10 protein-coding genes are annotated in these 14,218 nt (G+C 61.3%); 3 read left to right on the forward strand and 7 right to left on the reverse strand.

Annotated features, from left to right (window positions below):
• Positions 1–2 precede the first annotated feature (2 nt).
• Genes JOD47_RS01535 through JOD47_RS01545 form a run of 3 tightly spaced genes read right to left on the reverse strand, consistent with a single transcriptional unit; the run spans position 3 to position 6,866 of the window.
• Positions 3–4,844, reverse strand: coding sequence for an NAD-glutamate dehydrogenase (locus tag JOD47_RS01535; RefSeq protein WP_204531327.1), 4,842 nt, complete (start codon positions 4,842–4,844; stop codon positions 3–5).
• Between the two features lie 46 nt (positions 4,845–4,890).
• Entirely contained in the window at positions 4,891–6,216 is a 1,326-nt protein-coding gene (locus tag JOD47_RS01540; protein WP_204531329.1) for a CpaE/TadZ family protein, read from the reverse strand.
• The gene (locus JOD47_RS01545) at positions 6,213–6,866 is read right to left on the reverse strand and encodes a CpaB family protein (protein ID WP_307836167.1); all 654 of its coding nucleotides are present in this window, start codon (positions 6,864–6,866) and stop codon (positions 6,213–6,215) included. The genes JOD47_RS01540 and JOD47_RS01545 overlap by 4 nt, the downstream gene beginning before the upstream one ends.
• Before the next feature lie 211 nt (positions 6,867–7,077).
• Between JOD47_RS01545 and JOD47_RS01550 the strand changes: the two genes are divergently transcribed.
• Positions 7,078–7,305, forward strand: a complete 228-nt coding sequence (locus JOD47_RS01550) for a helix-turn-helix domain-containing protein (protein WP_307836168.1) — start codon at positions 7,078–7,080, stop codon at positions 7,303–7,305.
• Positions 7,306–7,358: 53 nt separating this feature from the next.
• Here the strand turns inward: JOD47_RS01550 and JOD47_RS01555 are convergent, their stop codons facing one another.
• On the reverse strand, positions 7,359–7,907 hold the full coding sequence (locus tag JOD47_RS01555) for a hypothetical protein (RefSeq protein WP_204531330.1): 549 nt from the start codon (positions 7,905–7,907) through the stop codon (positions 7,359–7,361).
• A gap of 120 nt (positions 7,908–8,027) precedes the next feature.
• On the opposite strand from JOD47_RS01555, the gene JOD47_RS01560 reads away from it, so the two are divergent.
• Together JOD47_RS01560 and JOD47_RS01565 are read left to right on the forward strand one after the other, a co-directional pair.
• The gene (locus tag JOD47_RS01560; RefSeq protein ID WP_204531331.1) at positions 8,028–8,771 is read left to right on the forward strand and encodes a LysM peptidoglycan-binding domain-containing protein; all 744 of its coding nucleotides are present in this window, start codon (positions 8,028–8,030) and stop codon (positions 8,769–8,771) included.
• A gap of 14 nt (positions 8,772–8,785) precedes the next feature.
• On the forward strand, positions 8,786–9,331 hold the full coding sequence (locus JOD47_RS01565; protein WP_307836169.1) for an Rv3235 family protein: 546 nt from the start codon (positions 8,786–8,788) through the stop codon (positions 9,329–9,331).
• 30 nt (positions 9,332–9,361) lie between these two features.
• Here JOD47_RS01565 and secA read toward each other — a convergent pair whose 3' ends face one another.
• The 3 genes from secA to hpf are packed head-to-tail and all read right to left on the reverse strand — an operon-like array spanning position 9,362 to position 14,149.
• Complete coding sequence (gene secA, locus JOD47_RS01570) at positions 9,362–12,100, reverse strand: preprotein translocase subunit SecA (protein ID WP_204531332.1); 2,739 nt, start codon at positions 12,098–12,100, stop codon at positions 9,362–9,364.
• Positions 12,084–13,400 carry a winged helix-turn-helix domain-containing protein gene (locus JOD47_RS01575; RefSeq protein WP_204531333.1) on the reverse strand — a complete coding sequence of 439 codons (1,317 nt, stop codon included), beginning with the start codon at positions 13,398–13,400 and terminating at the stop codon, positions 12,084–12,086. The genes secA and JOD47_RS01575 overlap by 17 nt, the downstream gene beginning before the upstream one ends.
• A gap of 29 nt (positions 13,401–13,429) precedes the next feature.
• The gene (gene hpf, locus JOD47_RS01580) at positions 13,430–14,149 is read right to left on the reverse strand and encodes a ribosome hibernation-promoting factor, HPF/YfiA family (protein ID WP_204531334.1); all 720 of its coding nucleotides are present in this window, start codon (positions 14,147–14,149) and stop codon (positions 13,430–13,432) included.
• Positions 14,150–14,218: the final 69 nt, after the last annotated feature.

The following is a 14,218-nucleotide window of genomic DNA, read 5'->3' on the forward strand; positions in this document are numbered from 1 at the left end:
CCTTACTGCCGCACGATTGAACGCAGCAAGCGTAATGCAACGGACAGGGAAGCCATGTCGTCGCGTTCCAGCTGATTGACTTCGGCGAACATCTTCTTCGCCCGATCGAGGTGCTCAGCGTTGAGATTCTCCCACTCCTGAAGCCTGATGGACGCCTCCGATGATCCCAGATGTGACGAGCTGTTCATGACTGACACCGTCATCTCAGAGACCGTCGAGTAGAGATCATCGCGGAGTGCAGCACGAGCGAGTGCCTGCCAACGGTCCTCCCTGGGCAGAGAAGTGATGCGCTCAAGCAGGTTGTCCACGTTGAAGCGGTCGTAGATGGCGTAGTACACCTCGGCGATGCGCTCGACCGGCTCATCGACGCGACGCGAGATAAGCGCAACGTCGAGCAGACCGAATGATTCGAACTGCTCCGCCCAGTGCTGCGCGATCGAATCAGGCAGCCCCCACTCCTCAGCGCGGTGGAACCAGCTTCGCACCCGTTCAAGGTCCCCTCCGCGCACGTAGTTGATGAGCTTGGTACGAAGCGCATCAATCAGCGGTTTGAAGGCAGCAATGTCTTCTTCCACCGTTGTTCCACGCCCCACGTGGTTGACAAACCACCGCACAGCACGGTCCAGCAGTCTCCGGACGTCGAGGTGGACTGTCGCCCAATGCTCAGTCGGGAAGCTTGGCGGAAGCTCCGAGAGAGCCTCGACTATGTGGTCCAGTTCGTAGATCTCCCGCAGTGCAACAAATGCACGTGCGACGACGGACTCGTTGACCGAGGTTTCTTCCATCACACGGAAGACGAAGGTGATTCCGCCCATATTGATCATGTCGTTCGCGATAACAGTCGAGATAATTTCCCGGCGAAGAGGATGGGTATCAAGTTCCTCGTCGAACCGTTCGACAACCTGGCGGGGGAAGTACCTCCGCAGGGTGCCCTTGAACCAGGGGTCATCCGCGAGATCGCTGCGGGTCAGTGCCTTGGTCAGCTCAATCTTGGCGTAGGCGGCGATGACCGAAAGCTCCGGCGCGGTGAGGCCTTGTCCGTTCTCTACCCGTGACCGGAGCTCAACTGTGGTGGGAAGTGCTTCCAGGTCCCGGTTGAGGTCTGCATGGGACTCAAGCCAGTCCATCAGCCGCTCGAAGCTCGGGCTCCACTCAAGAACCCGCTGGCGGTCGTTGAGAAGCAGTACGTTCTGGTCGATATTGTCCTGGAGAACGAGTTCAGCCACTTCGTCAGTCATCGAGTGCAGGAACTCTGCGCGCTCTTCCTCGCGGAGCCGGCCGATGCGCACCATCCGGTCAACGAAGATCTTGATGTTGACTTCGTGATCAGAGCAATCGACACCTGCGGAGTTATCGATCGCGTCAGTATTCAGGATTACTCCCTTCAGCGCCGCCTCGATCCGTCCGCGCTGGGTCATCCCGAGGTTCCCGCCCTCGCCGACCACACGTGCACGCAACTGGTTTCCGTTGACCCTGATGGCGTCGTTCGCCTTGTCACCCACGTCGGTATGGGTCTCGGTGGAAGCCTTCACGTATGTGCCGATACCGCCGTTGTACAGAAGATCAACCGGCGCGCTGAGGATCGCACGTAGAAGCTCCGGCGGACTCATGCTCGACACCGAGGAATCAAGACCAAGTATTTCGCGTACCTGCGCGGAAACCGGTACGGACTTCACATGGCGCGCGTACACACCTCCACCCTCACTGATCAGCTCCGGGTTGTAATCGGCCCAGCTGGACCGCGGGAGTTCGAAGAGACGCTTGCGCTCATCGAACGATCTCGATGCATCCGGTCTCGGGTCCAGGAAGATATGGCGGTGATCGAAAGCCGCGACGAGGCGGATGTGCGTCGAGAGCAGCATTCCGTTACCGAAGACGTCTCCGCTCATGTCACCTACGCCGGCGACGGTGAAGTCGTCGGATTGCGTGTCTACCCCGAATTCGCTGAAGTGGCGCTTCACCGATTCCCACGCACCGCGGGCTGTGATTCCCATCGCCTTGTGGTCATACCCCACGGAACCACCCGAGGCAAAGGCATCTCCCAGCCAGAAGCCGTACTCAGCGGAGAGCTCGTTGGCTATATCCGAGAAGGAAGCTGTGCCCTTGTCCGCGGCCACTACGAGATAGCTGTCGTCGCCGTCGTGCCGCACCACCCTTTCTGGCGGCAGCACCTGCTCACCATCCTCCGTAGTCACAAGATTGTCCGTGATATCGAGGAGGGCACGGATGAAAGTGCGGTAACTTGCCTGACCCTCCGCCAGCCACGCTGCGCGATCCTGTGTAGGATCGGGCAGCTGCTTGGCGTAGAAGCCGCCCTTGGCGCCAGTGGGCACGATGACCGCGTTCTTCACTGTCTGGGCTTTCACCAGACCAAGAATCTCCGTGCGGAAGTCCTCCCGTCGGTCGGACCAGCGCAGTCCGCCGCGCGCAATATCACCGAAACGCAGGTGAACACCTTCCACCTGAGGCGAATACACCCAGATTTCGAACTTCGGTCGCGGGTGCGGAGCTCCCTCAATCGCAGAAGTATCCAGTTTGTAACTGATGTGATGCCGTTCCTGAAAATAGTTCGTCCGCAGCGTCGCTTCGATGACATTGGCGAAAGTGCGAAGAACCCTATCAGCGTCCAGTGTAGGAACCTGCTCCAGGTCAGCGTCCAACTCGCGACGCACCCGCGTCGTCGTTTCTTCGCGCTGCCCTGAACTGAGGTCGGGATCGAAGCGGCCCTCGAAGAGCGCAACCAGCTTGCGCGTCACTTCGGGATTGGCCAACAGTGTGTCGCTGATGAACCCGTAGGAGTTCATGTTTCCCATTTGCCGCATGTACTTCGCATAGCTGCGAAGGATGGCAACCTGCCGCCAACGCAGGTTTTCCTTCAGGACGAGTCGGTCGAATGAGTCGGATTCACTGGCGCCAGCCACAGCAGCGGCGAACGCCTCCTCCAGCAATTCACCCGTACCCTTCGGATCGATTCCCTGTGGGTAGCGGAGCCCAAGATCGTAGAGGAAGAAATCCCTGCCGTCGGAGCGCTCAATCTCGAAGGGACGTTCATCGAGGACCTCCAGACCGAGATTGTGCAGGAACGGCAGAATCTGGCTGAGGCTCTTCGGCTCGGTGAGATACAGCTTGAGCCGCGCGTCCTCTTCCAGATGTTCGCCTGCACCGGACGGGACGTATACATGCATGATCGGACCGGTAGTTTCCGTGCGGTCATAGACCGCGAACCGTTCGATGTCTTCGAGCGCGTCCTCAACTTCGTAGTCAACACGATAGGCAGCCGGAAACGCCTCAGCCCAGAGACGCGAGAATCGATCTGCATCAGGGCGGTTGAACCGGGTCCGTGCTACTTCATCGATGCCCTCGGACCAGGATCGGGCAGCCATTACGAGTCGCTGCTCAAGCTCGGCTACCTCGACATGCGCGACTTCGGCGCCCTTGGGAAGCCGAATGCGGAAGAACAGTCGCGCGAGCGCGGATTCACTCATCCGTGCCTCGTAATCGATGGACTCTGCTTTGAAAGTACGCCGCAGCTCATCCTCGATGCGCAGCCGCACACTGGTTGTATAGCGGTCCCGCGGAAGATACACCAGCGCCGACATAAACCGACCATAGGTATCCGGTCGAAGGAACAACCTTGTACGGCGCCGCTCCTGAAGTCTCAGGATGCCCATGGCCGTCGAGACGAGGTCGTCGACATCGACCTGGAAAAGTTCATCCCGCGGATACGTCTCGAGGATGGACAGCAGATCCTTGCCCGAATGGGAGTCTCTTGGGAATCCGCAACGATGCAATACCTCGTTCACCTTATCCCGGACAATCGGAACGCTGCGAACGGACCCCGTGTATGCGCTCGTGGCGAACAGTCCGATGAACCGTCGCTCCCCGCATACGTTGCCCTGGCTGTCGAACCGCTTGATGCCAATGTAATCGAGGTAGGCTGCCCGGTGAACCGTCGAGCGTGAATTGGCCTTGGTGATGACGAGCGGCTGCTTCTCACGGGCTTTGGCGCGACCGGCCTGGGTCAGATGCTGGACCGGCCGGCCATCGATCGGGTGGCGCAGCAGGCCCAACCCGCTGTCGTCACGGACGCGGAGAACGTCTTCACCATTTTCCGTCTCGAGGTCGTATTCCTTGTAGCCGAGGAACGTGAAATTTCCTCCGTCCAGCCATGCCAGCAGCTCCTGCGCCTGCTCGAGGCCGGGTATTCCGGCATCTGCCGGCACCTGCTGAAGTGTGGACGACACTTCGCGCAGTTTGCTGCGCATCGCCGCCCAGTCCTCGACTGCGGCACGGACGTCGGAGAGGACGCGCTGAAGGCCGTCGATGATCTCTGCACGCCGCGTCTCGTCGCCGATCCTGCCGATTTCGACCGCGATCCAGGACTCGACGTGCGCGCTCACGTCACTCTCGGCCACCAAATCGGCCAGGTTTGGTAGCGCTGCAGTATCTCCGCTCGATGAACCTGCGGAGGAAGGAACGCGCCGGAGCCTCATGAGTTCGTGGGACGAGCGGTGACGCACTGTGACGAACGTGGGGTGCACCACCAGTCGAATTGCTGCCTGCTGCCCCACAAGCTCCGCCGTTACGGAGTCGACGAGGAATGGCATATCGTCAGTGACGATCATGACAATGCTCGCGTCATCCTGGTCAAAGACCCCAACAAGTGCCTCACCCGCGGGCCGGATCGCGGCCACCGAGCGGTGCTCAAGCGCCCGTTCGGTTAGCGCGTCCGGCGAGTAGGTGCTGGCGTCGTCATCCGCGAGGTGCTGGTAATAGTGCTGGATGAACTCGGTGAATGAAGTGTCAGAGCTGGACTGTTCCGTGGTGCTGGATCCAGACGACATGAACCGCCTCCGTAACGAAATGAAAGGCCGCCCCTTCGCGACCCCCTTACTGTGGAAGCCTAACGCCGTTGCTGGAAAACTTCATTTCGTTGGAGGTTGGCCTAGAAGAGCCCCGCCTGCGTTGTTCAATCGGTGCATCGACCAGTGAGGCAATCGCCTGGCGAAGTGGTGAAGCAGTGGAGGCTTCGCGCAGTGTCGAGCCCTTGAGGAGCGCGTCATCAGCAGCCGCGAAGTCAGCGGGCAGGAAAGCTGAGATGGGCACGGACGGACCGAACCGGTCCCACGCCTCGCGAAGCTGGCGCTCGGGCGAACGGCCCACCGACGCTGCCCTCACTTTGTTGAGCACAACCCTTGGTGTGGCTGTGGGCACCACTTCCTCGAGTTCCGTCAGCGCCCGCACGAGGCGAGGCACCCCGACCGAATCAGCGGAACCGATTGCATACACTTCGTCCGCCAACTCAAGGCACCGCAGCGTGGCCCCGTTCCGTCGTGGGGCCAGGGTGTCAAAGCTCAACTCCTCGTCCGCTTCAAGACCAAAGCCGCAGTCAACAACTATGAAGTCGAACATCGAACGTGCAAGTGCCAGGACATGGGTGAGCGCGGACGGTCTCACTTCCGCCCACCGGTCGGCGCGGGTAACACCGGTCAGGACGAGTAGCGGGTGCCCGTCGAGAGCCACTTTTGTACAGATTCGCTCCAGCGCCGTTGTGTTGAGGGAGCCCTGGTCTGCGAGGCGGCACGCTTGGGCAATCCCCGACGATTCTTCCAGCAGTCCCAGGAATGCAGCAACGCTCGCCCCGTAGGTGTCGGCGTCGACAAGCAGGACGCGGGAGCCCGTTGCAACCAGTTCGGATGCGACATTGACGGCTACCGTCGTGCGGCCTGGAGCGCCGGTTGGACCCCACGCAGCGAGCACGACGCCCTTCCCGCCGGGCTCGACTCCTTCCGTCGGGGAAGGCGCTGTGGGCGCGAGTGCGCGGGAAGTATCCGCGAAGGCGCCGATTGAGCTTTCCCTGCGCTGTTGTTCAAGATCCGCAACGGCTGCGGCGACCTCGTCTGCCAGGGCACCCGAGTCCACAGAGTTGGGCATATGCCGTATCTCGAGCGCACGCAGCCGCTCCCTTGCGTCCTCGTCGTCGGTCAGTGCAACGACGGCTACATCGGCAGTGCGCAGGCGTTCCACCAGGGAGGCCGTGAGTTCGTCTGCATCGAAGGTGATGATTGCGGCGCGCGCAATCCCCGTCTGGCAGGCCGCAATCATTTCTGCGAATTCAGCGCAGCGCCGAACCACCGTGACTGGGCCGCGAAGCTGTTCCAGACCGGGCACGCAGTCGCTGGCTGAACGCCCGACGGTTACTACGGGGATACTCACTGCGCACCGGCGTTGACGACGACGGCGATCCTCGCCTCGTTGGACAGTGCATCGAGGAGCGCGGGAAGGGTCTCGTCATTGACCAGCACAAAAACCCGGGCAGAGGAGGTCGCGCCGAGCGCGGAATCTTCCTCGGCATAATCATAAATTTCGGCACCCTCAAGCAGCAGCTCCGGAGCGCCGAAGCTGTTGCCCTCGCCCCGCGGTGACACCCAGACATCCACACGGTCCCCAGTGGCGGTTCCGGCGGGCAGTGGGTCTTCGATGGTCAGACCCACAGGTTTACGGTCCAGGGAATCAGGCGCTCCTACGCCGGAGGCAGGAAGCAATTCCCCTGCAGAAATCAGCCTCAGGGCAACTGCGTTCTCCGGGAGGCCTTCACTGACTGCCCTGTAGGAGCCCTCGACCTCCCCCAACCGCACCGGCACAATGCGGAAGTCTTCTTCGGTGAGCTCCGAGCCAACCGGCAGGTCCCCTCGCGCGGCGTAGACTCCGACAGTTTTGTTTGCGCTTTCGACGAGTCCGATCACGCCGACGATCGATACACACACCAGCAATATGCCGACGAGAAGGCGTGGGTCTTTCCAGGACGGCTTCCGCAGTCGGGCCGGCGCACCTGCGCTCACCGGGTTATCTAGCTTGAGACTCACGTGTAGTTCCCCTGTTCCCCGCTCTTGATCATCATCTGCACAACACGCCGAGAGAGTAGCGCCAGAAGTAATTCTGTTGCAGTGCCCGGGCAAATGGAAACCAAGCGGACGAATCGGCTCCAAACTGTGGATATCGACATCCAAGGTGCTCCGGGATGGCAAGATAGAACAGCGGGGTTTCTTACGTGGAACGAAGGGAAAGGCGGCTTTCGTGGCACAGAAACGATTCATGACACTGGCCGATGTAGGCGAGGTGCTCAATATCTCCTCGTCGCAGACATACGCGCTGGTGCGCTCCGGTGAGCTTCCGGCAATCCAGGTCGGCGGCCGCGGACAATGGCGCGTTGAAACTCAAGTACTCGAGGACTACATCGCACGCGCTTACCAGAGAACGGCGGCAAGCGTGAAGGACGGCGTGCACGTCGAGCAGGATATCTAGAAAACCTGCTTCGACGTTGACTGAGGGCGGTGGCTGGAAGGCACCGCCCTCAGTCAACCCGAGGAGACCGCAGCAATTCCCGCAAAGGGAACGGCGTAGACGGCAGACACGCGCGCCGATCGCCGCAGCTCACCGGGCAACACCGCCGCAATCTCCATGAAGTCCTTGCCCACTCGGTCAATGATTCCCTCTATCCGTGCGCTGCCCTCAACCCGGTGCACAATGACGGCGGCGCGGTCTCTCGCGAGGGTTCGAAGGGCGGATCCAAGCCCGAGCCCTTCCCTGACGCGCGAACTCTCTCCTGCGACGTTGCGGCCCAGGCCCTCGACAAGGCGGATGGCGGCCAGCGGAACGATCACCTCCGCTGAGGCTTTACTCAGGACGAGCCACTCCGATCCCACATGGGTCAACTCCCCTTCGAAATTTTCCCCACCGGACGTTTCCACCCGAAGAACGAAACCAATCTGACCACGGACGCGGTCAACGAGGGTCACCGTACCCTGTTCACGCCGAACCCGGTCCGCTACTTCAGCATCACCCGCCGCCCGCCTGGCCGCGTCGAACTGTGCCTCCATGTCGTCGAAAAGTGCCGTCCAGCGCATCCGGCCAGCCTATGGTCGGCCGAATCATTTGGTCAACCAGTGGACATTCAACTTGATTCAAGATAGACAAGTGGTGTCAAACGCAGCAAACTGCATTAAATAATCTTAAACGGAGTTGAGATGGAATCTACCCGGACGGAAACGGGATCAGCCTTTGCCATTCTGCTGCTCGGCGGCGCCTTGGCTTTCGGAGGGAAGGTGCTGGTGGACGGCCAGGGGTTCTCTGCTACAGGCAGTGGATTGGCGACGATGGTCGGGACGGGAGTCGCCGGCCTTGGAACGCTGGTCCTGGCGTGGTGGGGTCTCAGCTTTTGCTTCGCCATCCTGGCGGAATTGCTTCGTCGGCGAGGCCGTCCGGAAGCCGCACTACGGATCGGCTCTCTTGCTCCCACCTTCATGCGTCGGGCGGCTTGCCTGGCTTTGGGTGTTAACCTCATCGCGTCACCATCCGCGCACGCCGGTACGGCCATAGCTCCGTTGTCCTCCGCCGCCCAGCAGGTTCACGCTGCGGAGGAAGCCTCCAGTCTCAACCCGCAATGGGTACCGATCGAGGCACCGCAAGTGCTCGACCCTTCCTGGCGTCCAAGCGCACCACCGCCCGCCGGAGGCCTGCTGGTCAAAGACCCCCGTGACAGTGTGTCTGCGCCTGACGCGGCACAGACGGAGATAGTGGTGCAGCCAGGTGACTCTCTATGGACACTCGCTGCGCGGCAGCTGGGTCCGGCAGCATCAGACGCGAAAATAGCCGAGCTCTGGCCGCAATGGTTCGCGGCGAACAGGGACGTCGTCGGAGACAATCCCGAATTGCTCCAGCCCGGACAGATACTTCATCCGCCAACGGGTACATCATCGGCATCGAAATGAAGCGAGGAATCCACGTGAGCGCCATCTCCCACCTACCCACCACCGCCGACATCGCGTCCCTGGCGAACGCAAGCGGCGCACCACGACCGCTTCTGCTCCGCGACCCGGTGGCCACACGCCGGGAAGATCACGCGACGGTGCATCCGCTTCCCCTGCCGCCGGCGCCCATGCCAAGCCCCGAACCGGTAATCCCCGAAGAGCTCGAGGCCGTGGCAAGAAAAGTCGCCCGGGGCGCGCTCGAGGTCCTTGGTGGAACGAGGCCCCTCCAGCAGATGGCCAGGCTGCTCGACGGACGTAGCTACGAGCGCTTGCAGCTACGCTCCAATTTGGTTCGCAGCATCGAACAAACACGAGGGCCAGCGCCCGGCGGAAGTCCCGGTAGCAGCACCCCACGCCTCCACCGCAATGTACTCATTCGGAGCGTGCGCATTTGCCCCATTACTTCGTCCATCTTTGAAGTGTCAGTTGTGGCGGCGGAGCAAAAACGCGCACGGGCAATCGCACTGAGAATCGAGCGCTGGCGCGGCCAGTGGCGCGTCACCGAGCTTCAGATCGGATGACGCCGCCGTTCGGGCAGTGCTTTCGAACGGCTACTTACGGCGGCGCTTGGCGGCAGCGCGCTGCTCTGCCCGGCTGCCCTTCGCGGCCTCGTCATCAGACTCGCTGCGCCGCCGCTCAACCCGGGTCTCCACCCCACCCTGTGCGTTGGGTGCCGTGAACGCCAGGCTGGCCGGGCGCTCGGGTTCCTCAAGACCAGCAGCCTTGATAGTCGGGGTATCAACCAGTCCCCGGCCATCTGCAACACCAGGAAGCCCCGATTGCTGCGCTGGCGCTACCTCAACTTCAAGGTTGAAGATGTAGCCGATGCTCTCCTCGCGAATAGCTTCCATCATCGCCTGGAACAACACGAAACCCTCACGTTGGTACTCAACGAGCGGATCGCGCTGTGCCATGGCACGCAGACCGATACCTTCCTTCAGGTAATCCATCTCGTAGAGATGTTCCTGCCATTTCCTGCCGATGACCGACAGGACGACGCGGCGCTCCAGCTCCCGCATGGACTTCTCGCCGAGAGCCTCTTCACGCTGCTTGTAGGCGACCTTCGCATCCGACAGAATCTCGGCGTGGAGGAAGTCACGGGTAATCTTCGACTTGCTGCCTGCCTCCTCGACTACCTCGTCGATCGTGAGACTGATCGGATAGAGCGTCTTGAGGTTGGTCCAGAGCAGTTCATAGTCCCAATCATCGCCGTGGCCCTGTGCGGTCGCCTCGTCCACCATCGCCGTGACGACGTCTTCCAGGAAGTGCTCGACCTTTTCATGCAGGTCGTCGCCCTCAAGGATGCGCCGGCGGTCACCGTAGATCGCTGCGCGCTGCCTGTTCAGCACGTCGTCGTACTTCAGGACGTTCTTCCGCTGCTCCGCGTTGCGGCCCTCAACCTGGCCTTGAGCACTCTCGATCGCCTTGGATACCATCTTTGATTCCAGCGCGACATCATCGGGCATCGACGAACTGTTCATGATGCGCTCCGCTGCACCGGAGTTGAACAAGCGCATCAGATCGTCGGTGAGGGACAGGTAGAAGCGGGAAGCTCCGGGGTCGCCCTGGCGACCGGAACGGCCTCTCAACTGGTTGTCGATGCGCCGGGATTCGTGCCGTTCGGTTCCGAGCACGTACAGCCCGCCGAGATCCCGGACATCCTCCTGCTCCGCCTCCACTGCTTCCTTTGCCGCAGCGAGCGCGTTCGGCCATTCGGCCTCGTATTCCTCTGGATTCTCCGCCGGATGAAGACCCTTCTTCTCCATTGCGGCCACTGCATTGAACTCGGCATTTCCACCGAGCATGATGTCCGTGCCACGGCCGGCCATATTGGTTGCTACCGTGACCGCAGCCTTGCGTCCCGCCTGCGCAACGATCGAGGCCTCACGGGCATGGTTCTTTGCGTTTAGTACCTCGTGGCGGATGCCCGCCTTTGCGAGTTGCTTGGACAGGTACTCACTCTTCTCAACCGATGTTGTACCGACCAGCACCGGCTGACCCTTTTCATGCCGCTCCGCAATGTCCTTGACGACGGCATCGAACTTGGCAATCTCATTCTTGTAAATGAGGTCCGAGCGGTCCTCCCGAACCATCGACCGGTTGGTGGGAATTGGGACGACACCCAGCTTGTACGTCCCCATGAATTCGGCCGCTTCTGTTTCCGCAGTGCCGGTCATGCCGGACAGCTTGTCGTACAGGCGGAAGTAGTTCTGCAGGGTCACCGTGGCGAGAGTCTGGTTCTCTGCTTTGATCTCGACGCCTTCCTTGGCCTCGATCGCCTGGTGCATTCCCTCGTTGTAACGCCGACCGGCGAGCATCCGGCCCGTGTGCTCATCGACAATCATGACCTCGCCGTTCAGGACGACGTAGTCTTTGTCCCGCTTGAAGAGTTCCTTCGCCTTGATTGCGTTGTTCAGGAAGCCGATCAGGGGAGTGTTCGCGGATTCGTAGAGGTTCTGGATGCCGAGGTAGTCCTCAACCTTCTCAATCCCGCTCTCAAGAACACCAACGGTGCGCTTCTTCTCGTCAACTTCATAGTCTGTATCCAGTGTGAGGCGGGTGACCACCTTGGAGAATTCGGTGTACCAGCGGTTCACATCACCGGATGCCTGCCCGGAGATAATTAGCGGCGTTCGGGCCTCATCGATCAGGATCGAGTCAACCTCATCCACGATGGCGAAATTGTGTCCACGCTGGACCAGTTCGCCGGCGCTCCAGGCCATGTTGTCGCGAAGGTAGTCGAAGCCGAACTCATTGTTTGTGCCATAGGTGATGTCCGATGCGTACTGCGCCCGCCGTGTGGCGGGGTCCTGCTTGGACAGGATGCAGCCGCAGCTCAATCCGAGGAAACGGAAAACGCGGCCCATGAGGTCGGACTGGTACTCGGCCAGGTAGTCGTTCGTGGTGACGATGTGGACGCCTTTGCCGGTGAGAGCGTTGAGGTACGCGGGCGCGGTGGCGACGAGGGTCTTTCCTTCACCGGTTTTCATCTCGGCAATGTTTCCCAGATGGAGCGCAGCGCCTCCCATCAGCTGAACGTCGAAGTGACGGAGCCCCAGGGTGCGTCCGGCCGCTTCCCGCACTGCCGCGAATGCTTCCGGCAGGAGCGCCTCAAGGGTCTCGCCGTCCTCATAGCGCTTCTTCAGCTTGTCGGTCTCCCCGCGCAGTTCCTCGTCGCTGAGGGCACGGAACTCGTCTTCAAGTACATTGATCGCGTCGGCGTAGTTGCGGAGTTGCTTCAGTGTCTTCTTATCGCCGGTACGAAGGACTCGTTCAAGAAGTGATGGCACTGGTTTTTGCTCCCAATCTAGGTACGCCGTTTCCTGGCGGATTCAGTCTACGTGAGAGACGCACCGTCCCTCGATTCAGTTCCCCGCCGTATTCCTCGGCCAGCTGTGCGGCCAGCTGAGCCGACAGGTTACCTCGCGGTTCCACGATCACCCGGTCCAGTCCCAGCCAGCCGGCCATGAGAACAAGTTCCGCCGCAAGTTCGACGGCGGTGTCGGCGGGCATCGAAGGTTCACCATGCGCCGCCCTCACCAGCAGCCGCCCTTGCGCCCGGTCCGCCTTGAGGTCCACCCGTGCCGCCATGCAGTCGCGAAGAAGGAATGGCAACACATAGTAGCCATAAATTCGCTTATGGGCAGGCGTGTAGATCTCGATGCGGTAGTGGAAGCCAAACAGCGACTCAAGTCTCCGCCGTTCGAAGACGACTGAGTCGAAGGGGCTCAGCAACGCCCTTCCGGTGGCAGCGCGCGGAAGAACAGATCCCGCATAGCGGTAGGCGGGCTGCTTCCATGACGCAATTGATACGGGAATGAGTGTGCCCCGCTGGACCAGGACATGGACGGCCGCCGTTGCCGCCTTCGCGGGAATGCGAAAATAATCCGCCAGGCAGCGGATGGTACCGATACCGAGTGCGCGGGCTGCACGCTCAGTCAGGTGAAGGTAGGCGTCGGCAGTAGGGACTTCCAGGTCGGCAAGAGCCGGATCTGGCAGAACCTTCCCGGTCAGTGTGTATCGCCGCTCGAACTGCGCGGTCCTTCCCGCCGACGAGACGAGCCCATGCTGGAAGAGGTCCTCAAGCACCCTCTTCGCTGAGCTCCAGTTCCAACCCCACTGGTCCGATGTCCTCTGTTCGGCATGGCCGATCCGATCCTGCACCTCGCCCGCAGTCAGCGGCCGACTGATGCTCAGCAACTCCAGGATGCGGCTGCTGAGGACCTCCCGCACATCAGTGGGCATCGACGACGCACTCGCCCACTTCCGGCTCTGGGTGCTGACGAGGTAGGGGAAAAGTTCAGGGAGGACGAGACTGGCCTCGTGTGCCCAGTACTCCACCAGGCGCCGGGGCGCGCGGGATGAGAGCCGGTCAAGCAGCGTGCGGTCGTAGGAGCCCAGCCTCGCAAACAGTGGCAGATAGTGGCTGCGCGAGAGAACATTCACGGAGTCGATCTGCAGAAGTTGCAGTTGGGCAAGGATACGGCCCACCTCCCGCGTTCCCGGGGTTTTAGTGGGCCGTTCCCGTGCCAGCCCCTGCGCCTCCAGTGCGATCCGACGTGCCTGGAGGAGAGTCAGGGAGGAGGTCATTGCTCGATCGTAGATTCCCGACCCGGGAGCTAGGCGGTTGCCGACTCGCGTGAGCGGTACGCGACTAGTTCCTCATGCGGGTCTTCGGGCCCGTCTGCGCACTTCGAGTCGAGCGTGATGACCCCGTAGGTCCAGCCCTGGCGACGATAAACGACCGAAGGCGCCCCGGTCTGTGAATCCACGAACAGATAGAAAGCGTGACCGACAAGCTCCATATTGTCGACCGCGTCATCGAGGCTCATCGGAATTCCCGAGAAAACCTTGCGGCGGATCAACACCGGCGAATCCCCGGCCGGGATGTCGCTCTCGGCGTCATACCCGGTCTGATCAGTCGCTTGCGCGCCGGCGCTGCCCGTGTGATTGGAAGCTGCGTAAATCGGCTCCGTCCCCGCGGGTTCGAGCGTGGCAGTCGCTTCCCGGACCGCGACGGGTGTGTGCCTTCCATGGTGCACCTTGCGCCGGTCCCTGGCCCTGCGTAGCCGCTCCAGCAGCTTGCTGTAGGCCAGGTCGAATGCCGCGAACTTGTCCGCGGCCGAAGCTTCCGCCCGGATGACGGGACCCTTCTGCATCACTGTGAGCTCAACGGTGAGTGCGCTGTCTGCCTGGCGTGCGTTGGGCTCCTTCGTTACCTTCGCGTCCAGCCTTTGGACCTTGTCCCCCAGTTGTTCGATTTTGTCGATCTTTTCTTCCGCGTATTCCCGGAACCGGTCAGAAACAGCAAGGTTTCGTCCGTTGATCATGAATTCCATAGTGCCCTCCAAAATCGCTCAGGTGACACAACAGCGGCCGAGGATCCGCTCCTTCCAGCCGCTGTCGAC

The organism is Arthrobacter tumbae, assembly GCF_016907495.1.
GTDB lineage: Bacteria > Actinomycetota > Actinomycetes > Actinomycetales > Micrococcaceae > Arthrobacter_D > Arthrobacter_D tumbae.

Bases quoted from the DNA above. Each gene is read 5' to 3' on its own strand.
- JOD47_RS01535 (WP_204531327.1), bottom strand. From the start codon at position 4,844: ATGTCGTCTGGATCCAGCACCACGGAACAGTCCAGCTCTGACACTTCA.
- JOD47_RS01555 (WP_204531330.1), bottom strand. From the start codon at position 7,907: ATGCGCTGGACGGCACTTTTCGACGACATGGAGGCACAGTTCGACGCG.
- JOD47_RS01560 (WP_204531331.1), top strand. From the start codon at position 8,028: ATGGAATCTACCCGGACGGAAACGGGATCAGCCTTTGCCATTCTGCTG.
- JOD47_RS01575 (WP_204531333.1), bottom strand. From the start codon at position 13,400: ATGACCTCCTCCCTGACTCTCCTCCAGGCACGTCGGATCGCACTGGAG.
- hpf (WP_204531334.1), bottom strand. From the start codon at position 14,149: ATGGAATTCATGATCAACGGACGAAACCTTGCTGTTTCTGACCGGTTC.